This is a genomic window from Ancylobacter crimeensis (assembly GCF_023016805.1).
GTDB classification, from domain to species: domain Bacteria; phylum Pseudomonadota; class Alphaproteobacteria; order Rhizobiales; family Xanthobacteraceae; genus Ancylobacter; species Ancylobacter crimeensis.
In genome coordinates this window covers 29,255-56,146 of record NZ_JALKCH010000001.1, presented here as the reverse complement: position 1 = coordinate 56,146, position 26,892 = coordinate 29,255, and the positions used below count along the sequence as shown (strand labels likewise).

23 protein-coding genes and 3 pseudogenes are annotated in these 26,892 nt (G+C 66.5%); 15 read left to right on the top strand and 11 right to left on the bottom strand.

The annotated features are described in order from the left end of the window. Positions 1 to 139 precede the first annotated feature (139 nt). The 6 genes from MWN34_RS00245 to MWN34_RS00220 all read left to right on the top strand — a co-directional run bounded on the left by MWN34_RS00245 (position 140) and on the right by MWN34_RS00220 (position 3,751). On the top strand, positions 140 to 1,066 hold the full coding sequence (locus MWN34_RS00245; RefSeq protein ID WP_247025625.1) for a DUF2493 domain-containing protein: 927 nt from the start codon (positions 140 to 142) through the stop codon (positions 1,064 to 1,066). 85 nt (positions 1,067 to 1,151) lie between these two features. Continuing rightward, positions 1,152 to 1,406, top strand: a complete 255-nt coding sequence (locus MWN34_RS00240) for a FitA-like ribbon-helix-helix domain-containing protein (protein WP_247025624.1) — start codon at positions 1,152 to 1,154, stop codon at positions 1,404 to 1,406. Next, positions 1,403 to 1,825 carry a type II toxin-antitoxin system VapC family toxin gene (locus MWN34_RS00235; RefSeq protein WP_247025623.1) on the top strand — a complete coding sequence of 141 codons (423 nt, stop codon included), beginning with the start codon at positions 1,403 to 1,405 and terminating at the stop codon, positions 1,823 to 1,825. Before MWN34_RS00240 ends, MWN34_RS00235 begins: the two co-directional genes overlap by 4 nt. A 286-nt stretch (positions 1,826 to 2,111) precedes the next feature. Beyond that, complete coding sequence (locus MWN34_RS00230) at positions 2,112 to 2,279, top strand: hypothetical protein (RefSeq protein ID WP_247025622.1); 168 nt, start codon at positions 2,112 to 2,114, stop codon at positions 2,277 to 2,279. 186 nt (positions 2,280 to 2,465) lie between these two features. Next, the gene (locus MWN34_RS00225) at positions 2,466 to 2,852 is read left to right on the top strand and encodes a hypothetical protein (protein ID WP_247026103.1); all 387 of its coding nucleotides are present in this window, start codon (positions 2,466 to 2,468) and stop codon (positions 2,850 to 2,852) included. Between the two features lie 572 nt (positions 2,853 to 3,424). Next, positions 3,425 to 3,751: a DUF736 domain-containing protein gene (locus MWN34_RS00220; protein ID WP_247025621.1), complete on the top strand. Its 327-nt coding sequence runs from the start codon at positions 3,425 to 3,427 to the stop codon at positions 3,749 to 3,751. 83 nt (positions 3,752 to 3,834) lie between these two features. On the opposite strand, the pseudogene hsdR reads toward MWN34_RS00220, so the two are convergent. Together hsdR and MWN34_RS00210 are read right to left on the bottom strand one after the other, a co-directional pair. Then, positions 3,835 to 6,195, bottom strand: a pseudogene (hsdR, locus tag MWN34_RS00215) (EcoAI/FtnUII family type I restriction enzme subunit R); the annotation flags it as partial. After that, on the bottom strand, positions 6,192 to 6,389 hold the full coding sequence (locus tag MWN34_RS00210) for a helix-turn-helix domain-containing protein (RefSeq protein ID WP_108917397.1): 198 nt from the start codon (positions 6,387 to 6,389) through the stop codon (positions 6,192 to 6,194). The gene MWN34_RS00210 and the pseudogene hsdR, both read right to left, overlap by 4 nt. Positions 6,390 to 6,680: 291 nt before the next feature. On the opposite strand from MWN34_RS00210, the gene MWN34_RS00205 reads away from it, so the two are divergent. The 4 genes and pseudogenes from MWN34_RS00205 (at position 6,681) to MWN34_RS00190 (ending at position 10,421) form a co-directional block, all read left to right on the top strand. After that, entirely contained in the window at positions 6,681 to 7,469 is a 789-nt protein-coding gene (locus tag MWN34_RS00205; protein WP_247026101.1) for a type IV toxin-antitoxin system AbiEi family antitoxin, read from the top strand. A gap of 5 nt (positions 7,470 to 7,474) precedes the next feature. Then, a pseudogene (locus tag MWN34_RS00200) lies at positions 7,475 to 7,972 on the top strand (nucleotidyl transferase AbiEii/AbiGii toxin family protein); the annotation flags it as partial. Next, positions 7,962 to 10,043, top strand: a pseudogene (locus MWN34_RS00195) (Ti-type conjugative transfer relaxase TraA); the annotation flags it as partial. The pseudogenes MWN34_RS00200 and MWN34_RS00195, both read left to right, overlap by 11 nt. Positions 10,044 to 10,172: 129 nt before the next feature. Continuing rightward, the gene (locus MWN34_RS00190; protein ID WP_247025619.1) at positions 10,173 to 10,421 is read left to right on the top strand and encodes a helix-turn-helix transcriptional regulator; all 249 of its coding nucleotides are present in this window, start codon (positions 10,173 to 10,175) and stop codon (positions 10,419 to 10,421) included. 1 nt (position 10,422) lies between these two features. Here MWN34_RS00190 and MWN34_RS00185 read toward each other — a convergent pair whose 3' ends face one another. The 5 genes from MWN34_RS00185 to MWN34_RS00165 form a co-directional block, all read right to left on the bottom strand. Beyond that, a complete protein-coding gene (locus MWN34_RS00185; protein ID WP_247025618.1) occupies positions 10,423 to 11,772 on the bottom strand; it encodes a tyrosine-type recombinase/integrase in 1,350 nt (449 codons plus the stop codon). A gap of 220 nt (positions 11,773 to 11,992) precedes the next feature. Further along, positions 11,993 to 13,576: a glutamine-hydrolyzing GMP synthase gene (gene guaA, locus MWN34_RS00180; RefSeq protein WP_247025617.1), complete on the bottom strand. Its 1,584-nt coding sequence runs from the start codon at positions 13,574 to 13,576 to the stop codon at positions 11,993 to 11,995. Positions 13,577 to 13,644: 68 nt separating this feature from the next. Continuing rightward, positions 13,645 to 13,869, bottom strand: coding sequence for a hypothetical protein (locus MWN34_RS00175; protein ID WP_247025616.1), 225 nt, complete (start codon positions 13,867 to 13,869; stop codon positions 13,645 to 13,647). Between the two features lie 197 nt (positions 13,870 to 14,066). Next, positions 14,067 to 15,365 (bottom strand): RsmB/NOP family class I SAM-dependent RNA methyltransferase, encoded by a 1,299-nt coding sequence (locus MWN34_RS00170; protein ID WP_247025615.1) that lies wholly within the window; start codon positions 15,363 to 15,365, stop codon positions 14,067 to 14,069. 50 nt (positions 15,366 to 15,415) lie between these two features. Further along, positions 15,416 to 15,844 (bottom strand): MAPEG family protein, encoded by a 429-nt coding sequence (locus MWN34_RS00165; protein ID WP_247025614.1) that lies wholly within the window; start codon positions 15,842 to 15,844, stop codon positions 15,416 to 15,418. 511 nt (positions 15,845 to 16,355) lie between these two features. Here MWN34_RS00165 and MWN34_RS00160 point away from each other — a divergent pair. Next, a complete protein-coding gene (locus MWN34_RS00160; RefSeq protein WP_247025613.1) occupies positions 16,356 to 16,799 on the top strand; it encodes a low affinity iron permease family protein in 444 nt (147 codons plus the stop codon). A gap of 275 nt (positions 16,800 to 17,074) precedes the next feature. On the opposite strand, the gene guaB is transcribed toward MWN34_RS00160, so the two are convergent. Next, a complete protein-coding gene (guaB, locus tag MWN34_RS00155; protein WP_247025612.1) occupies positions 17,075 to 18,565 on the bottom strand; it encodes an IMP dehydrogenase in 1,491 nt (496 codons plus the stop codon). Positions 18,566 to 18,965: 400 nt separating this feature from the next. On the opposite strand from guaB, the gene MWN34_RS00150 reads away from it, so the two are divergent. After that, positions 18,966 to 20,408 (top strand): MFS transporter, encoded by a 1,443-nt coding sequence (locus tag MWN34_RS00150; RefSeq protein ID WP_247025611.1) that lies wholly within the window; start codon positions 18,966 to 18,968, stop codon positions 20,406 to 20,408. Between the two features lie 133 nt (positions 20,409 to 20,541). Here MWN34_RS00150 and MWN34_RS00145 read toward each other — a convergent pair whose 3' ends face one another. Both MWN34_RS00145 and MWN34_RS00140 read right to left on the bottom strand, forming a co-directional pair. Continuing rightward, a complete protein-coding gene (locus MWN34_RS00145; RefSeq protein ID WP_247025610.1) occupies positions 20,542 to 21,312 on the bottom strand; it encodes an RlmE family RNA methyltransferase in 771 nt (256 codons plus the stop codon). After that, positions 21,309 to 22,460 carry a Ppx/GppA phosphatase family protein gene (locus MWN34_RS00140; protein WP_247025609.1) on the bottom strand — a complete coding sequence of 384 codons (1,152 nt, stop codon included), beginning with the start codon at positions 22,458 to 22,460 and terminating at the stop codon, positions 21,309 to 21,311. The genes MWN34_RS00145 and MWN34_RS00140 overlap by 4 nt, the downstream gene beginning before the upstream one ends. Before the next feature lie 340 nt (positions 22,461 to 22,800). Between MWN34_RS00140 and MWN34_RS00135 the strand changes: the two genes are divergently transcribed. Beyond that, the gene (locus tag MWN34_RS00135; RefSeq protein WP_247025608.1) at positions 22,801 to 23,286 is read left to right on the top strand and encodes a hypothetical protein; all 486 of its coding nucleotides are present in this window, start codon (positions 22,801 to 22,803) and stop codon (positions 23,284 to 23,286) included. Here MWN34_RS00135 and MWN34_RS00130 read toward each other — a convergent pair. Continuing rightward, positions 23,264 to 23,998 (bottom strand): response regulator, encoded by a 735-nt coding sequence (locus tag MWN34_RS00130; RefSeq protein ID WP_247025607.1) that lies wholly within the window; start codon positions 23,996 to 23,998, stop codon positions 23,264 to 23,266. The two genes, MWN34_RS00135 and MWN34_RS00130, sit on opposite strands and share 23 nt — an antisense overlap. A gap of 140 nt (positions 23,999 to 24,138) precedes the next feature. Here MWN34_RS00130 and MWN34_RS00125 point away from each other — a divergent pair, with 140 nt between their 5' ends. Continuing rightward, positions 24,139 to 24,915 (top strand): Crp/Fnr family transcriptional regulator, encoded by a 777-nt coding sequence (locus MWN34_RS00125; RefSeq protein ID WP_247025606.1) that lies wholly within the window; start codon positions 24,139 to 24,141, stop codon positions 24,913 to 24,915. Positions 24,916 to 24,942: 27 nt separating this feature from the next. Further along, positions 24,943 to 26,862: a hybrid sensor histidine kinase/response regulator gene (locus MWN34_RS00120; protein WP_247025605.1), complete on the top strand. Its 1,920-nt coding sequence runs from the start codon at positions 24,943 to 24,945 to the stop codon at positions 26,860 to 26,862. Positions 26,863 to 26,892 lie beyond the last annotated feature (30 nt).

Below are 26,892 nucleotides of genomic sequence, written 5' to 3'. Positions count from 1 at the left end.
AACAAAATTGCCGGCCTTCGCCATCCTCCGCTGACGCTTCGGCCCTTCGGCTCACGCTCCGGGTGCAGGTCCGTCCCGCCCGACAGCTTCGTCGCCATGAAGGCCGCGACGGTCGCGGTCCAATCCGACGGAGCATCCCATGAGCGAGCACGACGACTACGAACCGCACCACGAGTCATCCCCGACCGACCAGCTGATCCAGGACTTGCAACTCCACGGCTATCGCCCTTCCGAAGACGAACTCGACCAGCGCCCGCCGCCGGAAGACCGCATCATCGCAGGCGCCGTCGCCGACATCTTCGACGCCCTCGTCGCCACGATCACCGACACGAGCCTCGATTTCGATCTCCCCGATCTGCTCTGGTCGACCGTCAACATCTTCCACCGCGCGGTGGACCGGATCGAACAGAAGCTCGACGACAACGAGCAAGTCCAAAAGCAGCTTCAGCGCGAACAAGACGGCTCCGAGGTGAAATCCCTCCAGCTCGAGCGCCTCATCGACATCGGCATGAACCTGATCGACCGCCGCGACGACATGGAAAGCTTCCGCGAGGCTGCCGCCGAGCGCTATCGCATCGCCACCGGCTCACCCTGGTCGCAACGCACCGGATCGCGGGTCAACCATCGTCACCTCACCGCGTCGCTGATCGACAGCCGCGACTTCCTCGCCGCCAGGAGGCGCGCGGATAGCGAGGTGCTCGTGCCAGCCGGACCGAAGATCGCCTTCTCGGGTGGCGACACCGCCGACCACAAGCATATCTGGGCCAAGCTCGATCAGATCCACGCCAAGCACCCCGATATGGTGCTGCTGCACGACGGCTCGCCGAAGGGCGCCGAAAAGATCGCTTCCCGCTGGGCCGACAGCCGCAAGGTGCCGCAGGTCGGCTTCAAGCCCGACTGGACCAAGCACGCCAAGGCGGCGCCCTTCAAACGCAACGATCAGATGCTCAGCGTCGTGCCAATCGGGGTCGTGATCTTCCCTGGCACGGGCATTCAGGACAATCTCGCCGACAAGGCCCGCAAGATGGGCATCCCGGTCTATCGGTTCGGCTCGGGCGGCGCATGAGCGCCGCCTTCAGCCCCATCTTGAAAAATGATGGTACTTTCTCTACTTTGCTATCATAGATATCAACTTTGCAGGAGGCGCTATCATGCCAGCCGTCACGATCCGGAACCTGTCCGACGCGACGCACCGCGCGCTCAAGGTGCGCGCCGCCCAGCACGGCCGCAGTACCGAGGCTGAGATGCGCGATATCCTCGAAGCGGCTGTTCGTCCCGACACGCGCCTTCGGCTTGGCACGGCGCTCGCGGAATGCAGCCGCCGCCTCGGCCTCACCAATGAGGACGTCGACGCCCTCGACCAGGCGCGCGACAAGACGCTCGCCAAGCCGATGAGCTTCGAATGATCCTCCTCGACACCAATGTCGTATCGGAGGCCATGAAACCCGCGCCCGACGAAGCCATGCGGGCCTGGCTCGACGAGCAGGCGGCGGAAACGCTCTTTCTCTCCAGCATCACCATCGCCGAACTGATGTTCGGTATCGGCGCGCTCCCCGACGGCAAGCGCAAGGACAGGCTCACCGATGCTATCGAGGGGGTGATGGAGTTGTTCACCGATCGCATCCTGCCGTTCGACATAGATGCCGCGCGACATTACGCGAATCTCGCCGTCAAAGCCCGAACGGCCGGGAAAGGCTTCCCGACCCCCGACGGTTACATCGCCGCGATCGCGGCCGCCAAGGGCTTCGTCGTCGCCACACGCGACACCAGCGCGTTCGACGCCGCCAATGTCGAGGTCATCGACCCTTGGAAAACCGGGCGCTGACGACCTGCCACCAGCATTCGGAGTGGACCGGGCAAACCGCCAGAAACGGCCCTTGCGGCAAGCAGACACGCATCATGGTCTCCTGATCGGACGACCACCCCCGCTTCAAGACGCTGATCCTTTGGTTCCGCCGATGGCCTGACGCCATCAACCCGTAAAGGGTCGGACTACGCATGTGCGTGCCGCCGCTCCGGCTGCGCCTTGCGCGGTGATTGCGGCCAACGGCCGAACTCTCCGGGCGCCTGTCAGCGGGGGATCGACCTCCGCTCAAGCAGGAGCCAGGTCGATGTCCTTTCAAACCGCTCACGCCTTCGCCTTCAGCCTCGCCACCACCCTGATGGCCGCCATCGTCATCTACCGCGCCGGCGACGGCACGCTCTCCGTCACCCCGGCGGCAGAATATGACGGCGACGACGAAGCCATCATCGGTGAAATCGACCCCTTCGCCTCATGAGGCAAACAGGGTCGCACGAACGGCGGACGCGGCGCGCTTGCGCTCCCCCGGCGACAGAATTTCTGCTAATCTCGCTGTCGCGTCATGGTGGTTGTGGAGGCGCATCCGTCTGACATTTGCGGAGTCACCACCATGATCTTCATCGGCATTCTTCTCAGCATCGCCGCCATCGGCTTCCTCTGCTAGCTGCTGTTCACGCTTGCGGTATTCGCACTTCCGTTCTTCGCGGCCGTGACCGCAGGCACATGGGCCTATGGCACTGGCGCCGGATGGCTCGGCGCGATCCTTGTCGGTTTTGTCGCCGCAGGTCTTACCTTCGGCCTCGGCCAATTGCTGCTCGCGACCGTCCGTCCAACCTGGGCGCGGCTGCTCATCGCCGCGGCCTTTGTCGCCCCGGCCGTGGTCGCCGGTTTCCATGCCACTCATGGTATCGTGAAACACACTATGCCGTCCGAGGCATGGCAGACCGCATTCTCGATCATCGGAGCCATCGCGGTCGGCATCGTCGCGTTCGCCTGTATCACCGGAATGGCTGCGTCCAGCCCTGTGGCGGGGCATGTGTCCGACACCTAACCCCGACATTCATTCGGAGCGGGACCAGACGGCGTATGGCCTTCTCGCGCACGCCATCAGGTTGGCCCGACAGGAAGCGGAATTGCGGGCCGAGGCTGGGCCTGCCTGTTGCGGAACGGTGGAGCGCGCCGGAAGCGGCAGCGACGTCGTGGCCGGAGGAACCTCAGTGTCGAAGCGTTCCGTCAGGGCTGATGGAATGGTGAAATGCGCAGCGCAGGCCTGTTCAAGGGATGTTTCCGCCAGTGATCACGGACCGGGTCTCTGGGACCAATGCGAGGGCCTCCACCGTCTCCGCCAACGATCCGTCCAGCACCCGCTCCAAAACGGCCTCTTCAATGGCCTGATCTGGCCGAAGGACGGCTTCGCCTCGAGCGCCTGAGCCACAACGGCTGGTCCCGACTTTCTTCCCCTGCCGGCTGCGCCGTCATTCCTCGCGAAACAACCAAGTCGCGTCTGCGCCATCCTCCGCTCTCGCTGCGGTCGCAAGCGATGTGTCGGCGCTCGCCTCCGGCCGGTCGATCGCCATCGAGACCGCAATGGTGCGGGCTCGAAACGGAAAACGGAGACTTACAATGGCGACCATCGGCTCCTTCAAGAAGACCGGCTCGAACGAATTCACCGGCGAAATCGTCACCCTCAGCGTCCAGGCCAAGGGCGTACGCATCGTTCCCGACCTGCGCGCCAGCGGCGAGAACGCCCCCAGCCACCGGGTCTTGGTCGGCCGCGCCGAGATCGGCGCCGCCTGGTCCAAGCGCTCCAACGAGGGCCGCGACTATCTGGGCCTCAAGCTCGACGATCCGAGCTTCAACGCTCCGATCTACGCCAACCTCTTCGACGACGAGGACGGCGAAGACTTCTCCCTCATCTGGTCCCGCCCCAACGGTCGCCGCAGCGACTGAGGCGGACACGACAAGGCTCCGGCCGCAAGGCCGGGGCCGCCTTCCGGTTCAAAGCGGATCGGCTGCCCTGGAGCGATCCGCGGATAGAGCAGTCCTTGCAGGTCGGTTACGGCCCGGCGAAGCTCGTCGGGGCCACCGAACAGCTTGATGATTTCGGCGGGCTGGCCGTGGGTTGAGATGGGCGGAACCTTGAGCACGTCCGGCAGGACAAACTGCGCGTCGCCGTGTTCCGCGTATTTTTCCAGAAGCTCGTCGAGCACCTGACGCGCCTCGGGCGAGAATTTCTCGAAATAGTCCTTGCGCTCGGATTTGAGGCGCTGCGCCCGCTCGCGCCGGGTACGAAGCGGCGCGTTGAAGGCCAGATGGCAAAGCAGGTCGAAGGGGTCGGCCTCGGTCTGGCCCGTCTGTTCGGCCAGCACGTCGAAGTCGATGCCACGCTCGGCCAGGGCGGCAATAATCTCGCTGCGCTGGTCGGCATCGGCCCAACGCCTGCGAAGCTCGGCGGAGGTTGGCGCGAGCGACCGGACGCTTTCAGCGGCGTAGTCAGTGTATTTGACGACGCGAAGCTGCTTGCCGTTCGGATCAAGCTCGTGGACCAGATGCGCCACGACTTCGACCTGGCCGCCATCGAAATAGAATTTGCGCGGCTCGCCGGTCGGCGGTTCGATCACGCCAGGTTCGCCGTCCTCCGGTGGCACGGGCTCCGGCTCCTGCCCTTCGGGGACGATTTCCGTCGTCGCCGTGGTCTCGCCGGCGTCGTTGACTTCTTCTTCCGTGATCCGGGCCGGATCGCCGTCGAAATCCGGGTCGGCGAACATGCGGGTGGCCGAGCCGGTGTAGTCGAGGATGTTGAACCACAGCTTGCCGTAGTCATCGCGTAGGCGCGTGCCGCGCCCGATGATCTGCTTGAACTCGCTCATGGACCCGACAACGCGCGCCAGCACGACATTCTTGCAGGTCGGTGCATCGACGCCGGTCGTCAGCAGTTGCGACGATGTGAGGATCACCGGCGTTTTGGTTTCGAGGTCTTGGAACTTCGACAGGTGGCCGCGCCCGATGGCGCCCTCGTCGGCGGTGACGCGCGCCACATAGTCGGGATACTGCGCCACAAGATCGGCATTGAGGTTGACCAGCGCCTGCCGCATGTCCGAGGCGTGTTCCTGATCGACGCAGAACACGATGGTCTTGGCGAAGCGGTCGGTCTTTTTGAGGAAGTCGGTCAGGTGGCGGGCGATAGCCTCCGTGCGGGCGCGCAAGGCGATAGATCGCTCGAAATCCTTGGTCTGGTATTCATCGTCGGGGATCGCGCGGCCGAAGCGGTCAACCTCGTCCTTGCTCGGCCGCCAGCCTGCCGCGTCCCATTGGGTGACGACGCGATGCACGCGGTAGGGCGCGAGGAAACCGTCGTCGATGCCCTGGCGCAGGCTGTATTCGTAGATCGGGTTTCCGAAATAGAGGTAGGTGTCGCGGTTGTCCTCGCGTAGCGGCGTGGCCGTCATGCCGAGCTGGTAGGCGGGCTTGAAGTGCTCAAGGATGACTCGCCATGAGCTATCGTCCCGCGCGCTTCCCCGGTGACATTCATCGACGATGATGAGGTCGAAGAAGTCCGGCGGATAATCGCGGAAAAGCCCCGCGCGGCGCTCGTCCTCTGCAAGCGCCTGGTAGATGGCGAAATACATCTCCCGGCTTTTGACGATCTCGCCGGATTCGATCTTGTGGCGCGCGTCCCCGAAGGGCGTGAAGGTCTTGTCCTTCGGGTCGTCGATGAGGATGTTGCGGTCGGCGAGGAACAGGATGCGCGGCTTGCGATGTTCCCCGGTCGTGTTCCAGCGGCTCGACCAGAGCTTCCAACAAATCTGGAAGGCCACGATGGTCTTGCCGGTGCCCGTCGCCATCGTGAGAAGCAGGCGCTTCTTTCCGGCAAGAATGGCTTCGACCGTGCGGTTGATGGCGATCTGTTGATAGTAGCGGGGCGGCTTGCCGCCGACCGTATTGTAGGGGGCGATCAGGTGCTCCACCCGCTCGGGCGTGTCGATTCCGCTGCCAGCCTGATAGCGCCGCCAAAGGTCATCCGGTGCGGGGAAGTCGGCGATGCGCGTTTCCGTCCCTTTGAAATAGTCGATCTCGATGATTTCGGCGCCGTTGGTGGCGTAGGCGTATTTGAGGCCGAGGATTTCCGCGTAGTCGCGGGCCTGCTGCACGGCATCGGTCGCGGATTTGTAGCTGGCCTTCGCCTCGACCACGGCGAGCGGAAAACCCCGCGTGTAGCGCAGCAGGTAATCCACCCGCTTGGGCGGCTTGCGGACAAAGCCCTTGCCTACGGGAATGACGCGGCCATCCGTGATGGTGCGCTGCTCGGCGATGGAATGGGGTTCGCTGTCCCAACCGGCGGATTGCAGCTTGGGCACGACGAATTTTCGGCAGGTGTCGGCTTCGTTCGTCATGCGCCCCCGCTGCCCCCCTGCTGTTCCTCAACCTTACGCTTTATCCAGTTTGCGATTTCCTGCCGCTGGAATCGCCACGATCCGCCGACCTTGAAGCCAGGAATCTTGCCTGCCGAGGCGAGCTTATAGGCGGTCTTTTCATTGATCTTGAGAAGTTCCGCCACCTCCCGGATCGTCAGGATTTCGTCGGCCATGCGCCCGCCGTGACTCGTGGTTTGAGAAGTGTATAGAAGATCGGAGAAAATTAGGGAAGATAGCGGTAGCGCCCCATCCTGAGGCGAGCAGTGGCGGTTGGGCCGGGCTGCCGCAGCATCATATTGAAAATTCCGCTCTGGAAGCGGATTTTCCAGGACGATCCGGTGTGGTCGAGCTTCTCATTGATCTTGAAGGCGGTTTATAAATTTCATGAAACACTAAGCATAACTTAGCGAATCTCAAGAAGTATGAACTCGACATCGGTTTGGAAATCCGCCAAAATGCTAAGCATGGATATGCGTTCTGGCAGCAAGCTAAACCGGCTCCAGCAGGAACTCCCCGAGGGACTCCTGGCCGATGCCGCCTGGATGGAGGCCCACGGCTACTCGTCGGCGCTGCGCAGCCAGTATGTTCGCGCGGGCTGGCTCTATAGCCCGGCCCGGCGCGTCTATCGCCGCTCGCGCACGCCGCTCACCTGGCAGCAGGTGGTCGTCTCGCTCCAGACGGTGCTGGACCTTCCGCTCGCCGTTGGCGGGCGCACCGCGCTCGAACAGCAGGGTTACGTCCATTACCTTTCGACAGCCATGCGCGAGGTTCATCTTTACGGGCCGAAGCGCCCGCCGACTTGGCTGGCGAGCCTGCCGCTCGATGTGACCTTTCGCTGGCACAACAGCCTGCGGCTGTTTCCCGGCGATGCCGACGCACCGCCCGAGCCAAGCCCCGTCATGGTCAGCGCCGGCGGCCTGACCTTGCCCATCCGCTATTCCAGCAAGGAGCGCGCCGTTCTCGAATTGCTCGACGAACTGCCCGAGCATGAGAGCTTCCATCAGGCCGATGCCTTGATGGCGGGGATGAGCGATCTGAGCCCGCGCCGTTTGCAAGCCCTATTGGAGGCTTGCGCCAGCGTGAAGGTCAAGCGGCTCTTTCTCTACTTCGCCGACCGCCACCGCCATGCGTGGCGATCCCGGCTCGATGTATCCCGCGTCGACCTGGGTTCGGGCAAGCGCGTCCTCGCCAAAGGCGGCAGACTCGATCCGCGCTACAACATCACCGTGCCGTCCGATCTTGAAGGTCCGTGAAGTTCATGGCCTTCCTGGACACATATCGACAGCAGGTCGCCCTTCTCATTCGCGTCCTTCCTTTCGTCGCGGAGGAGCGGGTTTTCGCGCTCAAAGGGGGCACCGCGATCAACCTGTTCGTGCGCGACATGCCGCGCCTCTCCGTGGACATCGACCTGACCTATCTGCCGGTCGAAGATCGAGCCACATCGCTCGCGTCAATCAACGCCGCCATGCTGCGGATCAAGGAACGAATCAAGCGGGGCATCCCCGCCGCGAGAGTCAATGCTTCACGTTCCGCCGACGAGAATATCGTCACCAAGCTGATCGTTCGGGCGAGCGGCGTGCAGATCAAGATCGAGGTGACGCCAGTGCTTCGCGGCGCGGTCTATGATCCTGTCGTGATGAGCGTGGTTCCCGCTGTCGAAGACGCCTTCGGCTTCGCCGAAATGCAGGTCGTGTCCTTCGCCGACCTCTATGCGGGCAAGATCGTGGCGGCCTTCGACCGCCAGCATGGGCGCAATACGGAGCGCGCCCGACCTGGTCGAACTCGGCGCGGACGGACGCGGCGAGGACCGCTTCACCACCCGCGAGATGATCGAGACTGAACAGCGCCTGCACCGCGCCGCCGAACTCATGGTCGAGAAGGAGCGCCATGAGGTCGGCGACAGAGATCGCGAAACGGCGCTGGCGCGTGCGGAAGCGCGCGGCCTTGTGCTTTCAGGAGAGCAGGCCAAGGCGCTGGCGCATGTCACGGACGGGCGTGATCTGGGCGTCGTGGTCGGTTACGCCGGGACGGGAAAAAGCGCAATGCTGGGCGTGGCGCGCGAAGCCTGGGAAGCGGCGGGCTATGAGGTCCGGGGCGTCGCGCTGTCCGGCATCGCCGCCGAGAATCTGGAAAGCGGATCGGGCATCGCGTCGCGCACCATCGCCAGCATGGAACATGGTTGGGGACAGGGCCGCGACGCACTCACGTCGCGCGATGTACTTGTCATCGACGAGGCCGGCATGGTCGGCACGCGCCAGTTGGAGCGCGTGCTGTCCCATGCCGCCGACGCGGGCGCCAAGGTGGTCTTGGTCGGCGATCCGCAACAGTTGCAATCCATCGAGGCGGGCGCGGCGTTCCGCTCCATTCACGAACGCCACGGCGGCGCGGAGATCGGCGAGGTGCGCCGCCAACGGGAGGATTGGCAGCGCGACGCCACGCGCGATCTGGCGACCGGCCGGACGGGCGACGCGATCCATGCCTATGACGGTCACGGCATGGTCCATGCCGCGCCGACGCGGGAACAGGCGCGCGACGATCTGATCGACCGCTGGGACCGCGACCGACAGGCATCGCCCGACCAGAGCCGCATCATCCTCACCCACACCAACGACGAGGTGCGCGCGCTCAACGAGGCCGCGCGCGAACGGATGCGGGAAGCCGGCGATTTGGGCGATGACGTCCGCCTAACGGTCGAACGCGGCGCGCGCAGCTTCGCCGGCGGGGATCGCGTCATGTTCCTACAAAACGAGCGCGGCCTTGGCGTGAAGAACGGCACGCTCGGGACCGTCGAGCAGGTCAGCGAACGATCTATGTCCGTGCGCACCGACGACGGGCGCAATGTCTCATTCGACTTCAAAGATTACGACCGGATCGACCACGGCTATGCGGCGACCATCCATAAGGCGCAGGGCATGACGGTGGACCGCACCCATGTTCTGGCGACGCCTGGCCTGGACGCCCACGGCAGCTATGTCGCCCTGTCGCGGCACCGCGACGGGATGGACCTGCATTACGGCCGCGAAGACTTCGCCGACCAGGACCGGCTCATCCGCACCCTGTCGCGCGACCGGGCCAAGGATATGGCGTCGGATTACGAGCGCGCCGATCCGGCGCAGGACTATGCCGAGCGGCGCGGGATCGCCTTCCGCGAGCGCCTAGCCGAAATCGTGCGCAAGGTCGTGCCGGAAAAGGTGCGCGGCATGTTCGACGGGATGCACCTGCCCACCGAGAGCGAGCAAGGGTCGGAAAGGAAGGTGGAGGAAGACCCGGAGGAGGCCCTGCGCAAGGTCCGCACCAAGGCGCTCGTGCGTCATGCCCGCGCCGTGGATGCGATCTTCGAGATGCAGGAGCAAGGCGGCAGGGCCAGCCCGGAGCAGGTGGAGGAATTGCAGGAAGCCCGCAAGGTCTTCGAGGAGGTGCGGCCCTACGGTCCGCACGACGCCGAAGCCGCCTACAAGAAGAACCCGGAGCTTGCCTCGGAAGCGGCCACGGGCCAGGTCAATCGCACTGTGCGCGCCCTTCAACTCGAAACCGAGTTGCGCACTGATCCGCAGATTCGTGCGGATCGCTTCGTGGAGAGTTGGCAGAGGCTGGACCGCGCCAGCCAGCGCCAATACCAAGCGGGCGACATGTCCGGTTATAAGTCCACGCGGTCGGCGATGGGCGACATGGCGAAGAGCCTTGAACGCGATCCGCAGCTTGAATCCATCCTCGAAGGCCGCAAGCGAGACCTCGGTATCGGGATCGACTCGGGCCGCAGCCTCGGTCGGGAACTCGCGTTCAGCCACGGCATCGATCTCGGCAGAGGCCGGAGTATCGGACTGTAGAACTATCCTATTTTCCGCCGCCTCCACGCCACGCTACTACGACCACTAAATATCTATTGCACAACAACAAATCATCGCTCTGTCTGGTCTCTGCAATGTCAGAAGCACCCAGCAGGAGGCAGCGCAACCATGCTCGTAGCAGACCGTATCGTCCGCATGAAAACTGTTCTCGCCCGCACCGGCCTGTCCCGGTCCACCATCTACCGCAAGATCGCCGAGGGCACGTTCCCCACTCAGATGAGGATCAGCGTCAATGGTGCGGGCTGGCACGAATCCGACATCGACCGCTGGATCGCCGATCCCGCCGGCTGGCGGCCACCAACGACAACAACTCAGGGCCGGGAGCGGGACAACAGAATGGACGCGAGCCGCACGTAGTTCAGAGATCGTCATCCAATTCGTCGTCGTGGACCTCGGCGGCACGTCGCTTCGCGTCGGCGATCAGGTCTTTCGCGGATTCGCCCTTCGCCCAGGCGTCGAGCATATCGGCCCAGCACTGAAGCATGATCTTCCGCTCGGCGAGGTAGCGGTTCACGTTGTAGACGGCCGCGATCCGGTTCCGGGGCGCGTGGGCCAAGCTCATCTCAATCCAGCGATCATCGAACTTGGCGCGGTTCAGGCCGGTGGAGAACGTGCGACGCAGGTCGTGAACGCCGAAGCTCTGAAAGTCAGGATCAGTCTCCCGGATACGCTCTACCACCGTGTCAATCACGCGGTTGAGGGTGGCGTTACTGATCGGCGTGTCGCTGTCGTATCGGCCGGGGTGCAGGTATCGGCTGGCGCCGAACATGGTGCGAAACACGGTCAGAATGTCGAGCGCCTGATCGCTCAGTGGGACGACATGCGCCTTGCCGGCCTTCATGCGCTCGGCCGGGATCGTCCAGCGCGCAGCGGCGAAGTCGATTTCCTTCCAAGTGGCGTCGATGAACTCCGACTTGCGGACGCCGCTCAGCAGGACAAACTTCACCGCCAAGCGCAGCGTGGGCGCAGCCGACACATGATCCAAGGCCGCCAGGACGGCGCGGACCTCGGATGGCGACAAGGCGCGCTCGCGCGGCTCGAAGTTGGCGATGGCGCTGGTGCGGATCGACTCGGCCGGGTTGCTCACGTCCAGCCCACTTCCCTGGGCATGGCGGAACACCAGCAACACGACCTCGCGGACATGCACGGCGACGGCTGGCCCGCGCTTCTCCTTAACCTCGTCGCACAGATGTTTGAGGCGTTGCGGCGTCACCTCCCCCAGCTTGAGCTTCGACAACTCCCCCGCGATGGCGCGGTCATAGACAGACCGGCGCATCGCCAGGGTGCTGTCGGCCAGTCTCTCGGCCCCCGACTTGGGATCGGCTTTGTGCTTGAAGTAGGCTTCCGCCCACCCGCCGAACGTCAACGCCTCGGCTGACGCGGTGCGCTTCTCCACCTTGGCTTTCGACGGCGACTCTCCCCGCTCGACCTGACGCCGGGCACGCGCGAGCAGCGACCTCGCCTCCGCAAGCGACACCTCCATGCCGTATTCCAGCACGTCGGGCGCCCGTGTCAGCTTGCGCGCCGCCTCGGCGCTATATCGGCCGATGGTTAAGACCTCCTGCCGCCCGTTCACCCGGTACTGATACCGGAACGAGACGACCCCGGTCGGGGTGACGGCCGCGTACATCCCGTCGCGGTCCGTCACCTTGTAGAGCTTGGCCCTCGGCTTCAGATTTTTCAGTTCTTTATCAGTGAGTTCGCTCATAAATCCGCATCCGGTCGGGGGCGAACGGATACCATCAAGAGGCCCTGTTGGTATCGGAAGCCCGTTTTTCGACCATCCTGCGCCATACCAACATCGGTACCAACAAAGTGGCTCGGCTGGGGTGACACGCAGCGATACGGGGTGGGAAAAATAATCCTTGTCAGTCAAAGAGTTCGTGCGATTTCTGGCACGGAGCGGGATGGTCTGAAACCACCCTAATTCACTCCCACTCAATAGTCCCCGGCGGCTTTGAGGTCACGTCGTAGACCACACGGTTGACGCCCTTAACCTCATTGACGATACGGGTGGCGGTGCGGGCCAGGAAGGTCATGTCGAAGGGGTAGAAATCCGCCGTCATGCCGTCCACCGAGGTCACCGCGCGCAGCGCGACCACGTAGTCATAGGTCCGGTAGTCGCCCATCACACCCACCGTCTTCACTGGCAGGATCACGGCGAAGGCCTGCCAGATCACGTCGTAGAGGCCGTTGCGGCGGATCTCCTCCAGGTAGATCTCGTCGGCGAGGCGCAGGATGTCGAGCTTCTCGCGGGTGATCTCGCCGGGGCAGCGGATCGCGAGGCCGGGGCCGGGGAACGGGTGGCGGCCGACGAAGGCCTCCGGCAGGCCGAGCTCGCGGCCGAGCACGCGAACCTCGTCCTTGAACAGCTCGCGCAGCGGCTCCACCAGCTTCATGTTCATGCGCTCGGGCAGGCCGCCGACATTGTGGTGGCTCTTGATCGTCACCGAGGGTCCGCCCGAGAAACTCACGCTCTCGATCACGTCCGGGTAGAGCGTGCCCTGGGCGAGGAAGCGGGCGCCGCCGATCTTCTTCGCTTCGGCCTCGAACACGTCGATGAACAGCTTGCCGATGGTCTTTCGCTTCACCTCGGGGTCGCTCACGCCCTCCAGCGCCTTCAGGAACATCTCCTCCGCGTCCACATGGACGAGCGGGATGTTGTAGCTGTCGCGGAACAGGGTGACGACCTTCTCCGCCTCGCCGAGGCGCAGCAGGCCGTGGTCGACGAAGACGCAGGTGAGCTGGTCGCCGATCGCCTCGTGGATCAGCACCGCCGCCACCGCGGAATCGACGCCGCCCGACAGGCCGCAGATCACCTTCTCGGTGCCGACCTGCGCGCGGATGCGGCGGATCTCCTCCTCGCGGAAGGCGGCCATGGTCCAGTCGGCCTTCAGTCCGACGATGTTGTGCACGAAATTCGCCAGCAGCCGGCCGCCATCCACCGTGTGCACCACCTCGGGGTGGAACATGGTGGTGTAGTAGCCCCGCGCCTCATCCGCCGCGATGGCGAAGGGCGCGTTCTCGGAGGTCGCCAGAACCGCGAAGCCCTCGGGCAGCTTCGTCACGCGGTCGCCATGGCTCATCCACACCGGATAGCGCCCGCCGATCTCCCAGACGCCTTCGAAGAGCGGGCTGGCGGCCTTCACCTCGATATCGGCGCGGCCGAATTCCGCGGCGTGGCCGCCTTCCACAAGGCCGCCGAGCTGGGTCGCCAGCGTCTGCTGCCCGTAGCAGATGCCGAGGATCGGCACGCCGCTCTCGAACACCGCCTCGGGCGCCCGCGGGCTGCCCTCGCGCGTCACCGAATCCGGGCCGCCGGAAAAGATGACGCCCTTCGGCTTCAGCCGCTCGAAAGCGGCCGCCGCGTTCTGGAAGGGGTGGATCTCGCAATAGACACCCGTCTCGCGCACCCGGCGGGCGATGAGCTGCGTCACCTGCGAGCCGAAGTCGATGATGAGGATGGTGTCGTGCGTCGGGGCGGAAGCGGTGATGTGTGCAGCGTGTGTCATGGCGGGCTTTTAGTGAGGCGCAGGGCAGGCGTCCAGCGCCAGATGCGCAGCGGGGGAATGCGGCGGGCTCACAGCTCGACCCGCCACAGATGTTCGCAGCCGGCGGGCTCCTGCACCGCGTCGGGATGGCGCCGCAACAGGGTGCGGCAGCTCAGGTCGCGCAGGGTGCGGGGCATGTGCTCGTTGATGGCGACGCCGATGGGGTCGTAGAGGTCGGCGGCGGCGAAGACGTAATAGAGCCAATAGCCGAGCACGACGACGAAGAGCACCAGCAGCAGGCGGATCAGGAACATGCACGGGCCTCCGGTGGCGCTGGAATGAGCCAGCATAGACCGGGAGCGGCGCGATTCGAAGACAGTGGCCCGGGCCCGCCGAAGCCTGTCGTCAAACCTACCCAACCCGTCCGTCACGCCTTCCGCCCGTTGCTCCCCTTCCCGTTCCCGCAGGTCGGGAGCGGTGACCATCGGCCCATCGCGAAGCCGCCGGCGCCTCACGCCCGGCGCAGCACGCTGATGAAGAAGCCATCCGTCCCGGTGCGGCGCGGGGTCAGCATCGCGCCTTCCGGCCGCACCAACGCGGCGCCGCGCAGCGCGAGGCCGGCGAGGCCGAGGGCGGGCAGCGTCTCGGCGGGCGGGATCACCTCGAAGCCATGATGCCGGTCGAGAAAAGCCCGGATCTGCGCGCCGTTCTCCGCATCCAGCAGCGAGCAGGTGATGTAGGCGAGCCGGCCGCCCGGCTTCAAGAAGCCGGCCGCGCGGTCGAGGATCGTGGCCTGCTCCTTCACCCGTTCGTCGAGTGCGCCGGGCCGGATGCGCCATTTCGCGTCCGGGTTGCGGCGCCAGGTGCCGGTGCCGGTACAGGGTGCGTCGACCAGCACGAGGTCCATGCGGCCGGCAAGATCGGCCAGCACGTCCGCCGCCCCCTTCGGCGAGCGCACCTGCACGTTACGCACCCCGGCGCGGGCGAGCCGTTCATGGATCGGCGCGAGGCGGCGCAGGTCGGAATCATGAGCGTAGATCTGGCCGGAATTGTCCATCAGCGCGGCGCATTCCAGCGTCTTGCCGCCACCGCCGGCGCACAGGTCCAGCACCTGCCCGCCCGGCGGCGGGGCGGCGAGGATGGCGGCGATCTGCGAGCCCTCGTCCTGGATCTCGACCTCGCCCTTGATGAAGGCCGGCTCGGCGGTCACCGGAGGGGCCTTGCCGTCCGGCTCCAGCGCAATGCGCAGCGCAAGGGGCGACCAGCGGCCGGGCGTGGGGTCGAGATGGGCCAGCGCCTCGGCGGCCTTCGCCGGCGTCGCCTTCAGCGTGTTGACGCGCAGGTCGAGCGGTGCGCGCTCGGCCAAAGCCGCACCCTCCGCCGCGCGCTCCTCGCCGAACAGCACGGCGAGCGGGGCGTCCAGCCATTCGGGATAATCACCGGCGACATGAGCGGGAGCATCGTCGAGGCTGCCGGTTTCAAGGCGAGTGCGCTCGGCTTCGGAGAGCGCGGCCGGAGCGAAGCGGGAACCGTCGCACAGCGCGGCGATGGCCTCGACATCGAGCCCGCGCCCGAGCCTCAGCATGCCGAGCAGCACAGCGCGGCCGCTCTCCTCGCCCATCAGGAAGGCGCTGGAAGCCCGGCGGCGCAGGCCGTCATAGACCAGCGAGCCGATCGCCGAACGGTCCCCCGAGCCGGCGAAGCGGTGGCTGCGGCCCCAGTCCTTCAGCACGTCGGCGACGGGCCGGCGGCTGCTGGCGACGGTCTCGACGATCTCGATGGCGGCGGCGAGCCGGGCGGCAGGTGTCATAAGACACTCCAGATGCAGTCCGAACCCGGCCGGCGGCGCGGCCGCTGGCATCAGGGAAGGACGGGGGCGAACAGGATCGAGAGCGCAAATAGCACCCACATCACGAGAAGAACAACCACGCCGACGAGAAACAGCGGAAAGCGCAGGCGGATGTCGTTCGAGGTGAGGTGGACGAACGCATGGCCGATGCGGCTCAGCACGAACACCCAGGCCAGCACGACGAAGATGAGGTCCGCCTTGTGCGCGATCATGGCGAAGGCCGTGAGCGCGTAGAACAGCACCGGAATCTCGAACTGGTTGCGGAAGGAATTGGAGGCCTGCCGGACGCTGGCGGGCCAGGCGCCGTCGTCCAGAAGCGGATCGCCCTTCACGTCCCCGGCCTTGAGCGCCCGGCCCCGGCGCGGGCCGAGCAGGAACAGGATGGCGAAGGTCAGCGCCACCTGGATGAAGACGGGCAGCATGATGGCGGGCACGGTCATGAGGGGCGGCTCCGGGGCTCAGCGGGATCGCGGGTGGAGACAAGATAGGGCGCTCCGGCCGGCCTGGGGAGACGCGCCGCGGATGGTCGGCGCGCGTCGGTCTCTGCCGGCACGGGTGGGACCTGTCGGGACGGGAGAGATCTGCCGGCACGGGAGGAACGGTCCGCGAACACAAGTCCGGCGCTGTGGGCGGCCCGGCGGATGGGCGCCGGGGTGGTGAGGCGGGGGTAGCCTTAGGCCGCCAAGGGACAGGGCCCTCGCCCATCTCACGACACGAAGGCCGGGTTGAGCCGGGAACGGACAACCCGCGGCCGGCCAGCCCCTCACCGCAACCCTCTCCTCCCGAGGGCGAGGGTGCCGCACCTGCGGCAGGAGCGGCCCATAAACTGTCGGCCAGCGCGGCGCCGTGCATTCCCCAAGGTTAGCCTAAAAACCCCGCTCCGCCAGTTGCTTATAAGGAACCCGCCGCCGGGTGGCGCGGTTGTCAGGCACCCTTTCGGGAGCAGGACCCATGGCTGACACGCTTTCGACCGCCGATGCCTCCTCCGGTACATCCCCGGAACCCGGACAACAGTGCAGCAACAAGCCGAAGCGTTCGCTGTTCACCCGCTTCTCGCAGGCGGTGGCGGCCTATGCCGGCAAGCCGGTAACCTTCGTGATTGCGGTCGGGCTGATCGTGGTGTGGGGCCTCAGCGGCCCGATCTTCGGCTTCAACGACACCTGGCAGCTCGTCATCAACACCTCGACCACCATCATCACCTTCCTGATGGTGTTCGTGATCCAGAACAGCCAGAACCGCGACACCGCCGCGCTGCAGATCAAGCTCGACGAGCTCATCTCAAAGCTGGACGGCCCCCGCGAGGTGCTGCTGGATCTCGAGGAGCTGGACGAGAAGGATCTGGAGAAGATCCGCGCCGAGTTCGAGGAACTGGCGGAGAAGGCCCGGAAGGCCTGAACGAGACCCCCTTCCGGCGCCCGGACGATGCCAGCACGAGCTTCGCACCCGCGGCGACGGCGGGAATGGGGGCGCCGTCATCCCGCCGCCGTGATGGCCCCCGCCATGCGCGCACCGGCATATCGGTGCAGGCATAGCCGGATTCCTTGCCGCTTCCGGTAGCGATTTCCACCTGCCGTGCCGGAGACGCGCCCGGCAGGTCGCCGGCTTTCCGCTTCGTGCCAGCCGGACATGCGCAGCTCGAAAGACGAAGCCGGGCGTGCCCGGCCCTCCCCTCAGCTCCGGCCCGGATAGTTCGGGCTCTCGCGGGTGATGGTCACGTCGTGGACATGGCTCTCGCGCAGCGAGGCGCCGGAGATACGGACGAACTGCGCCTTCTCGCGGAAGTCCGGCAGGGTGGCGCCGCCGACATAGCCCATCGCCGCGCGCAGGCCGCCCGCGAGCTGGTGCAGCACGCCCGCAACGGGCCCCTTGTAGGGCACCTGACCTTCGATGCCTTCCGGCACCAGCTTCAGCGTGTCCTTCACCTCGGCCTGGAAATAGCGGTCGGCCGAGCCGCGCGCCATGGCGCCCACCGAGCCCATGCCGCGATACGACTTGTAGGAGCGGCCCTGGTAGAGATAGACCTCGCCCGGGCTCTCGTCGGTGCCGGCCAGCAGCGAGCCGACCATGGCGCAGTCGGCGCCCGCCGCCAGCGCCTTGGCGAGGTCGCCGGAGAACTTGATGCCGCCATCGGCGATCACCGGCGTGTCGCTCTTCTGCGCCGCCTCCACCGCGTCGAGGATGGCGGTGAGCTGGGGAACGCCGACACCGGCGACGATCCGGGTGGTGCAGATCGAGCCCGGCCCGATGCCGACCTTCACCGCATCCGCGCCCGAGTCGATGAGGGCGCGCGTGCCCTCCCCGGTCGCGACGTTACCGGCGAGGATCTGCACCTTGTTGGAGAGCTGCTTGATGCGGCTCACCTGGTCCAGCACCTTGCGCGAATGGCCGTGGGCGGTGTCCACCACCACAAGATCGACGCCGGCATCGACCAGCAGCTCGGCGCGGTGGAAGCCGTCCTCGCCCACCGTGGTGGCGGCGGCGACGCGCAGGCGGCCCTGCTCGTCCTTCGCCGCATTCGGATTGGCGACCGCCTTCTCGATGTCCTTCACGGTGATGAGGCCGACGCAGCGATAGTGCTCGTCCACCACCAGCAGCTTCTCGATGCGGTACTGGTGCAGCAGCTTCTTGGCCTCGGCCTGCTCGACGCCTTCCTGCACGGTGACGAGGCGTTCCTTCGTCATCAGCTCGGCGACCGGCTGGTCGGGATGGGTGGCGAAGCGCACGTCGCGGTTGGTGACGATGCCCACCAGCTTGCCGCCGCGCCCGTTCGGCCCGCGCTCCACCACCGGGATGCCGGAGATGGAATGCGCCTTCATCAGCGCCAGCGCGTCGGCCAGCGTCTGGTCGGGGTGGATGGTGACGGGGTTCACCACCATGCCGCTCTCGAACTTCTTCACCTGCCGCACATGCTCGGCCTGCACCTCGGGCTCGAGGTTGCGGTGAATGACACCCATGCCGCCGGCCTGCGCCATGGCGATGGCGAGCCGCGATTCGGTGACGGTGTCCATCGCCGAGGAGATGATCGGCAGGTTGAGCAGGATGGAGCGGGTGACGCGCGAGCGGATGTCCACCTGGCCCGGCATGACATCGGACAGGCCCGGCTTCAGAAGCACGTCGTCGAAGGTAAGCGCCTCACGCGCGAGACTGTCGTAGACCGACATCGCCAACTCCCTGAAGGGGGCCCGCAGGAGGCCCCGAAGGAGCCCGCGGCCCGATGGATGGATGAGCGAAGCGCGGATCCGGCGGCAGAGGCCGTCTCTATCGCCGTCTCGCTTCGAGTTGGCGAGGGCTCATAACACGGCCTCCGCCGGTTTCCTAGGCTTCTCGCCCGCCGCCGGGCTCTTGCCGACGCATGGCCGCACTGCGCCGGACGAGGGACCGGAACGGTTACAGGACACCGCGCGACAAGCCTGTGACGATGCAGATGACGAATATGTGCGGACAAACGGGTTCGCACCCCGGCAGGACGGCGCTATCTAGCGGCACGCTCTCGCCGTTTCACCCCGCGCCGTTTTCATCGTATGGCCGGCCCGAAGGCCAGCCGCTGCGGAAGCCAGCCCCGTGCGTACCGAACGCCTCGTCCCTCTGATCGTCGCCTGCGCGCTCTTCATGGAGCAGCTCGATTCGACGGTGCTCTCCACCTCGCTGCCGGCGATCGCGATCGACCTTCATGAGGACCCGATCGCACTCAAGCTGGCGCTGACCTCCTATCTGCTCAGCCTCGCCGTCTTCATCCCTGCCAGCGGGTGGATGGCGGACCGGTTCGGCGCGCGGACAGTGTTCCGCAGCGCCATCGTCGTGTTCACCCTCGGCTCGCTGCTGTGCGGGCTCGCCCATTCGCTGCCGGAATTCGTCGCCTTCCGCATCCTTCAGGGCATGGGCGGGGCGATGATGGTGCCGGTGGGGCGGCTGGTCATCCTGCGCACGGTACCGAAGAACGATCTCGTCAACGCGCTGGCCTGGCTCACCGTGCCGGCGCTGCTGGGGCCGGTGCTGGGGCCGCCGCTGGGCGGCTTCATCACCACCTATTTCGACTGGCGCTTCATCTTCTTCATCAACATTCCCATCGGCGTCCTCGGCGTGCTGCTCGCCACCCGCTTCATCGCCGACATCCGCGAGGAGGACGTGCCGCCGCTCGACCTGTCGGGCATGCTGCTGTCGGGCGTCGGGCTGGCCGGCCTCGTCTTCGGCGCCGCGCTGCTGGGACAGGAAGCGGTCAGCCCGAAGATCGCCATCGGCGTGTTCGCGCTCGGCGCGGTGACGATGGTCTTCTATGTGCGGCACGCCCGTGGGATCGACCGGCCGATCCTCGATCTCAAGCTGCTGCGCATCCCCACCTTCCGCGCCGGGGTGATCGGGGCCTCATTCTTCCGCATCGGCATCGGCGCGGTGCCGTTCCTGCTGCCGCTGATGCTGCAGCTCTCCTTCGGCCTCACACCCTTTGCCTCCGGCCTCGTGACCTTCGCCTCCGCCGCCGGTGCGATGACCATGAAGATGACCGCCGGGCCGATCATCCGCCTGTTCGGCTTCCGCCGGGTGCTGGTGGTGAACGCCTTCATCAGCTGCGTCTTCATCGCCGCCTCGGCGCTGTTCGCGCCGGGCATGTCGCCGGTGGTGATGATGGTCTGCCTGCTGGCCGGCGGCTTCTTCCGCTCGCTGCAATTCACCAGCACCAACGCGCTCTCCTATGCCGATGTCGAGCCGGACGCCATGAGCCGCGCCACCAGCTTCGCCAGCGTCGCCCAGCAGGTGTCGATCTCGATGGGCGTCGCGGTGGCGGCGATGGTGCTGGAAGCGATGCGCGCCACGCGCGGCGACACGCAGATCCTGCTCGGCGATTTCCACGTCGCTTTCTGCGTGGTGGCGCTGATCGGCATCGTCTCGGTGTTCTTCTACATCCGCCTGCCCGCCGACGCCGGCGCCGAACTCTCCGGCCGCGCCCCCGCGCGCGCAAAGGCCGCCGCCGCGCCCGCAGCCGAGGGCGAGGTCGGCACGACGGCGTGAAGCGCGTGAAGGCGGGGCGTGAAGGCGGGGCTTGCCCATACTCGCCATTGCGCTTCTACCCGTAGCGGGCGCGCGAGACATGCTTCGGCCGGCCTTGCCCGTCCGGATGTAGCGACCCGTGCCCGGACGGCGTTCAGGCCTCGTCGGCCTCGTCCGAATCCTTCGCCGCGCTCAAATCCTGCGCCTGCCGCCCCCGGAACCCGGTCGCCACCACATAAAGCTCGGCCGAATCCTGCCGGCTGGCCTGCGGCTTGATGTGCTTCACCACCGCGAAGTCGCGCTTCAGCTCGGTGAGCAGCGTGCCTTCGGTGCCGCCCTGAAACACCTTGGCGAGAAAGGAGCCGCCGGGCGCCAGGACCTGCCGGGCGAAGTCGATGGCGAGTTCGACGAGGCCGACGATGCGCAGATGGTCCGTCGCCCGGTGGCCGGTGGTGTTGGCCGCCATGTCGGAGAGCACCACGTCGGCGGGGCCGCCGAGCATCGCCTTCAGCCGCTCGGGCGCATCGGCTTCGAGGAAGTCCATCTGGGCGAAGTCGACGCCGGCCACGGGGTCGATCTCCAGCAGGTCGATGGCGACCACCTTGCCGCGCCCTTCCTCCGCCTTCACCCGCTGCGCCGCGACCTGACTCCAGCCGCCGGGGGCGGCGCCGAGATCCACCACCCGCAGGCCGGGCTTCAGCATCTTCAGCCGGTCGTCGATCTCGATCAGCTTGAAGGCGGCACGCGAGCGCCAGCCTTCGCGCTTGGCGCGCGCGACATAGGGGTCGTTGAGCTGGCGCTGCAGCCATTTCTGCGACGAGGAGGTCAGCGAGCGGGCCTTCTTCAGCCGCACCTTCAGCGGACGGCTCTCGGGACGGCCCTCCCCGGTGGGAGCGCGGCCCGGCGTCTTCGAGCGATCGTTCACGGATGGTCCTCGACGGAACGGTTCCAGACCCCGTCGGCGCGCATCAGCTCGACGAGAATGCCTTCGCGCAGGCCGCGATCGGCCACGCGCAGCCGGTCACACGGGAAGCAGCGGCGCACGGCTTCGAGAATGGCGCAGCCCGCCAGCACGAGATCGGCGCGCTCGGCCCCGATACAGGGATTGGCGACGCGCTCGGCGAACGGCATGGCGAGCAGCCGATCCACCACCGCAGCAACCTGCCCGGCGCCGAGCCAGGTGCCGTCGACCTGCGACCGGTCGTAGCGCGGCAGGTCGAGATGCACGCCGGCGATGGTCGTCACCGTCCCGGAGGTGCCGAGCAGATGCAGGCGCCCGCAATCATGCGCACCGACGGCAGCGACGAACCCTCCCAGATGCGGACGGAATTCGTTGACCATGGCCTCGAAATTCTCGTGCGTCACCTGCACGCCGCCATGGCGCTCGGCCATGGAGACGACGCCGAGCGGCACCGACACCCAGGCACGGATCACCGCGGCGGGCGGGCCGTCGTCATTTGTGTCGACCCGGTCGAGCCACACCACTTCGGTCGAACCGCCGCCGATGTCGAACAGCACCGCCCCATCCGAACGTGGATCCACCAGCGGCGTGCAACCGACCGCGGCAAGCCGGGCCTCGGTCTCGCGATCGACGATCTCCAGCTTCAGGCCGGTCTCGCGTTCGACGCGGGAAATGAAATGATCGCCATTCGCCGCCGCGCGGCAGGCCTCGGTCGCGATGAGACGGGCATGAGCGATGCGACGCCCGCCGATCTTGCCGGCGCACACGCCGAGCGCGTCGATCGCCCGGCCCATGGCGGCATCGCCGAGCCGACCGGAACCGATCAGCCCCTCGCCGAGCCGGACGATGCGGGAAAAGGCGTCGACCACGCGGAAGCCGGAGCCGGTCGGCTTGGCGATCAGCAGGCGGCAATTATTGGTGCCGAGATCGAGCGCGGCATAACACGGCTCGGGCCGCTCGCCCGGCGCCCCGGGCCGCCCGCCCCGATGCCGCCGGCCATGGTGCCACGGAGCCGCGGAAGGAGCAGGCGCGCGGGCGGAATCCGCCCCTCGCTCCTCCCGGCCGAACCGGTCGACCGGAGGAGACGCCTGGGTTTGCAGATCGTCAGCCATGGCACACCACCCGGCACACAGATTCGGCAGCGGGGCGCCTTGGCGAAAGCGGGGCGAGATGAGCTCGGCACATGTTACGGAAAAGTGTAAGCACCGCGGGCCTCCTGCGCAATGGCAAGGCCGCAGGAAGGAGCGCCATTCGTGCCGTTCGGCCGAGGGGCAATCCCTTTCCGGGCGCGCGCCAAACGTCGCCGGGTTCCGCTTGACGCACGTCAACGCGTCCGCGCGCGCACCATGGAACCAATGAGCCTCCGCACAGGCAGAACCCGACCGCGCTGCCCGCCACCGCTATCGCGCGGGGGCGTCCGATGGCGGCCGGCCATTCCTCAAGAGGCGCGCCATGCCCGGCACCTATCGGATCGAGCCGCTCCATCCCGCCCGGGTGGACCAAGCCTACACGCTGATGCGTCTCATCGCCCCCGGCCTCGATTTGTCGGACTGGCGGGATTTCTGCCGGACGTTGAGCGCGCCCTGCCGCGCGCGGTCGTGCAGCGCCGTGGTGGTCTGCAATCCGCGCGCCTATGTCCAGGGGCTGTGCATGGCGCAGGCGCGGCAGATTCCCGGAGGCGGCCCGGTGATCGAGGTGCCGGTCCTCCTCGCCGCGAGTGCGGCCGACCCGGAAGGGGTCGAGGCTGCACTCACTACCCACCTCACTGGACTCACCGGCCAGCATGGCGGATGCCCGCTGCGCATCTGGAAGCATCACCCCACCGCCTGGCGCCGCCTCGGCACGGAGAGCGCTTTTTCCGACGAGGAGTACGTCGCGTGCGACGCAGGGCTCCGGCTGCCGGGGGAAAGCCTCCTCAGCCCACCGCCCGTCCGGTGAACACATAGCCAACCCCGCGCACCGACTTGATCAGCGTCGGGTTGCGCAGGTCCGGCTCGATCTTGCGGCGCAGCCGGGCGATCTGCGAATCGATGGTCCGGTCATAGGCGTCCCAGTTTCGGGCGCGGGTCAGATCCATCAGCATCTCGCGGGTGAACACCCGACCCGGCTGGCGCGCCAGCACCAGCAGCATGTCGAATTCCCCTGTCGTCAGAGGCACTTCGGCACCGGACCCATCGAGCAGCTGACGCCGCCCGGGATCCAGCGACCAACCCTCGAAACGCAGCACCCCGTTTCCGGGAGCTGGCGCGGCAACGGGTACCGGAGGCCGGCGGCGGCGCAGCACGGTCTTCAACCGCGCCAGAACCTCCCGCAGATGGAAGGGCTTGGCGATGTAGTCATCCGCCCCGACCTCCAGCCCGACGATCTTGTCGACCACGTCGTCGCGCCCGGTCAGCATGATGATGGGAATGTCGGAGGTGAGACGGATCTCCCGCGCCAGCGAGAGCCCGTCCTCCCCGCCCGGCAGCATGAGATCGAGCAGGATGATGTCGAACACCGCCGACTGAAGGCTGCGGCGCAAGCCCCCGCCATCGGGAACGGCGGTAATGGAATAGCCCTCATCCTCGAAATAGCGGGTCAGCATCTGGCGAATACGGGGATCGTCGTCCACCACCAGGATGCGACCGCTGCCCGCGCTAGCGTCCGTCATTCCGTTTCGTGCGTTTCTGCCTGGGAAGGTCGCGGTTACAATCTGCTACAAAACTTCGCCAACGGTAACACGGGCGGCGATCCCCCGTCACGCGGCGCAGGTGAACTCGTGGACATACGCAAGCGGTCCGGGAGCCAGCCATGTATATCGAAAGCGCCCTTTCCAACCACGAACCGGCCCTGCGCCGCGAGACGCCGGAAAGCCTTGCCGCGGAAGGAGCGCCGAGCCTTTCGTCGCTGTTCGCCCGGCAGCCGGTGGAACGTTTCGAGGCCGGGGCGGCGGTTTTCTGGGAGGGCGACACGGCGGCGCATGTGTTCGAGGTCGTGGACGGCGTGTTGCGCGTGTTCCGCATGATGAATGACGGGCGGCGCGTCATCACCGGCTTCCTCTATCCCGGCGATCTCGTCGGGGTGTCGCTTGAGCGGCACTATCTCTATACCGCCGAGGCTGTGACTCCCGTGAAGCTGCGGCGCTTCGCCCGCAACCGGTTCCAGAGCGAGATCCACAGCTCGCCGGAGCTGCGCCCCCAGCTCTTCGCCCAGCTCTGCGACGAGATGGCCGCTGCGCAGGACCAGATGGTGCTGCTCGCCCGCAAGACCGCCGAGGAACGGGTCGCCAGCTTCCTGCTGGTGAGCGCGCGTCGGCTCAAGAGCGTTGCGGGCGCGCCGCTGGTCGAGATCCCGATGACGCGGCTCGACATGGCGGACTATCTCGGCCTCACCATCGAAACGGTCTCCCGCACCATGACCCGCCTCACCCAGCGTGGCGTGATCGAGCCGAACGGGCGCCACACGATCCTCGTCCGCAAGCTGCGCACCCTTGCCGTGCTGGCCGGCGAATGCGACGAAGACGACAGCAGCGGCGAGACCGGCGTGCCGGAAGCCGGCGCGGTGCGGCGGGCGGTGTGGCCGCATTGACACGGCAGACGAAGGACGACCCTCACCATGCATCCCACGGTGACGAGCGGGCGAAGCCTCGACGAGATCGTGCGCGTGCTCGACGGCGCCAACATCATCGTGCATGGCTTCGACGGCATCATCACGGGCTGGAGCACCGGGTGCGAGGAGCTTTACGGCTGGTTGCGCGAGGAGGCCCTTGGCGCTGTCGCCCATGAGCTGCTGTGCACCGTTTTTCCCCAGCCGCTCGAGGTAATCCGAGACCATCTGCTCCGGCACGAGACGTGGAAGGGCCAGCTCGAACAGCGCGACAGATTCGGCAACCGCCTGTACGTCGCCAGTCGCTGGACGGCGCTGCATTCGGAGGACGAAGCAGGCACCGAGGCGAAACGCGCGATCGTCGAAACCAATATCGACGTCAGCGACCTGCGCAATGCGCAGGCCGACCTGCTCGCCCGCGAGGCGCATCTGCGCTCGATCCTCGACACCGTGCCCGAGGCGGTGGTGGTGATCGACGAGGCAGGCATCATCACCTCCTTCAGCACCGCGGCCGAGCAGCTCTTCGGCTATACCGCCGCGGAGGCCTGCGGGCAGAACGTCTCGCTGCTGATGCCGCAGCCCGATAAGGGAGCGCACGACAGCTACATCCACCGTTATCTGAACACCGGCGAGCGCCGCATCATCGGTTATGGCCGCGTGGTCACCGGCATGCGCAAGGATGGCGAGAGCTTTCCCATGGAGCTCGCCATCGGCGAGGCCATCGCCAACGGCACGCGCATCTTCACCGGCTTCATCCGAGACCTCACCAGCCGGCAGCGGATGGAGGAGGAACTCCGGCAGGCTCAGAAGATGGAAGCGGTCGGCCAGCTCACCGGCGGCTTGGCGCATGACTTCAACAATCTGCTGACCGTCATCAGCGGCAATCTCGAAATGCTGGAAGCCCGGCTCACCGACGAGCGCCAACGGGTGCTGCTGCGCGAGGCGCAGGACGCGGCGGGCGACGGCGCCAAGCTGACCGGACAACTGCTCGCCTTCGGCCGCCGACAGCCGCTTAATGCCCAGCTCAACGATGTCGGGCAACTCCTGTCGAACTTCAGCGGCCTGTTGCGCCGCACGCTGGGCGAAACGGTGCAGCTTCGCACCACCATCACCGGCGCCTCGAATCTGGCGTTGGTCGATTCGAGCCAGCTCCAGAACGCGCTGCTGAATCTCGCGCTGAACGCCCGCGATGCCATGCAGCGCGGGGGACTGCTGTCGATCGAGGTGTCGCGCACCCGCATCGATGTCGACTACGCCCGCATGTATCCGGAAGTGCGGACCGGGGACTACGTGGTGATTTCGGTGTCCGACACCGGCACCGGCATGACGGCGGACGTGAAGCAGCGCGCCTTCGAGCCCTTCTTCACAACCAAGGCCGTCGGCTCCGGCACCGGGTTGGGGCTGTCCATGGTCTATGGTTTCGTCAAGCAGTCGGGCGGCCACGTCCAGCTCTACAGCGAAATGGACAGGGGCACCTGCGTGCGCCTGTTCCTACCGGCCGGCGCCGCCAGGGAGGATGCCGACGCAAAGGCCGGCCCGGCGGGTGCGGATCTGCCGGGCGGGCATGAAACGATCCTAGTGGTGGAGGATGATGCCCGCGTGCGCCGGGTTGCGGTAGCGAGGCTGGAAGATGCCGGCTACACCGTCATCCCGGCGCAGAACGCGCAGGAAGCGCTCGCCTTGCTTGAGAAGCATCCCGAAATCCGGCTCCTCTTCACCGACATCGTGATGCCCGGCGGCATGACCGGTGACGAACTGGCGCGCGAGGTGCGCCACCATCGGCCGGACATGAAGATCCTCTTCACCTCGGGGTATTCCGAACCCAGCGTGGCCGGGCGCGAGCTGGCCGCCGATGGCGCATGGCTGAGAAAGCCCTACACCGCGCGCGAGCTGACGTTGCGGCTGCGGCAGCTCCTCGACAGCGAGTGAGCGCGCGTCGCGGCGCCCTAGAGAAATCTA

Excerpts from the sequence above, each read along its gene's own strand:
- MWN34_RS00185 (WP_247025618.1), bottom strand. The coding sequence starts at position 11,772 with ATGAGCGAACTCACTGATAAAGAACTGAAAAATCTGAAGCCGAGGGCC.
- MWN34_RS00120 (WP_247025605.1), top strand. The coding sequence starts at position 24,943 with ATGCATCCCACGGTGACGAGCGGGCGAAGCCTCGACGAGATCGTGCGC.
- MWN34_RS00130 (WP_247025607.1), bottom strand. The coding sequence starts at position 23,998 with ATGACGGACGCTAGCGCGGGCAGCGGTCGCATCCTGGTGGTGGACGAC.
- MWN34_RS00245 (WP_247025625.1), top strand. The coding sequence starts at position 140 with ATGAGCGAGCACGACGACTACGAACCGCACCACGAGTCATCCCCGACC.
- MWN34_RS00235 (WP_247025623.1), top strand. The coding sequence starts at position 1,403 with ATGATCCTCCTCGACACCAATGTCGTATCGGAGGCCATGAAACCCGCG.
- MWN34_RS00230 (WP_247025622.1), top strand. The coding sequence starts at position 2,112 with ATGTCCTTTCAAACCGCTCACGCCTTCGCCTTCAGCCTCGCCACCACC.
- MWN34_RS00175 (WP_247025616.1), bottom strand. The coding sequence starts at position 13,869 with ATGTTCCTGATCCGCCTGCTGCTGGTGCTCTTCGTCGTCGTGCTCGGC.
- guaB (WP_247025612.1), bottom strand. The coding sequence starts at position 18,565 with ATGTCGGTCTACGACAGTCTCGCGCGTGAGGCGCTTACCTTCGACGAC.
- MWN34_RS00135 (WP_247025608.1), top strand. The coding sequence starts at position 22,801 with ATGCCCGGCACCTATCGGATCGAGCCGCTCCATCCCGCCCGGGTGGAC.
- MWN34_RS00140 (WP_247025609.1), bottom strand. The coding sequence starts at position 22,460 with ATGGCTGACGATCTGCAAACCCAGGCGTCTCCTCCGGTCGACCGGTTC.
- MWN34_RS00240 (WP_247025624.1), top strand. The coding sequence starts at position 1,152 with ATGCCAGCCGTCACGATCCGGAACCTGTCCGACGCGACGCACCGCGCG.
- MWN34_RS00170 (WP_247025615.1), bottom strand. The coding sequence starts at position 15,365 with ATGACACCTGCCGCCCGGCTCGCCGCCGCCATCGAGATCGTCGAGACC.
- MWN34_RS00190 (WP_247025619.1), top strand. The coding sequence starts at position 10,173 with ATGCTCGTAGCAGACCGTATCGTCCGCATGAAAACTGTTCTCGCCCGC.
- MWN34_RS00205 (WP_247026101.1), top strand. The coding sequence starts at position 6,681 with ATGGATATGCGTTCTGGCAGCAAGCTAAACCGGCTCCAGCAGGAACTC.
- MWN34_RS00210 (WP_108917397.1), bottom strand. The coding sequence starts at position 6,389 with ATGGCCGACGAAATCCTGACGATCCGGGAGGTGGCGGAACTTCTCAAG.
- MWN34_RS00125 (WP_247025606.1), top strand. The coding sequence starts at position 24,139 with ATGTATATCGAAAGCGCCCTTTCCAACCACGAACCGGCCCTGCGCCGC.
- MWN34_RS00160 (WP_247025613.1), top strand. The coding sequence starts at position 16,356 with ATGGCTGACACGCTTTCGACCGCCGATGCCTCCTCCGGTACATCCCCG.
- MWN34_RS00165 (WP_247025614.1), bottom strand. The coding sequence starts at position 15,844 with ATGACCGTGCCCGCCATCATGCTGCCCGTCTTCATCCAGGTGGCGCTG.
- guaA (WP_247025617.1), bottom strand. The coding sequence starts at position 13,576 with ATGACACACGCTGCACACATCACCGCTTCCGCCCCGACGCACGACACC.
- MWN34_RS00220 (WP_247025621.1), top strand. The coding sequence starts at position 3,425 with ATGGCGACCATCGGCTCCTTCAAGAAGACCGGCTCGAACGAATTCACC.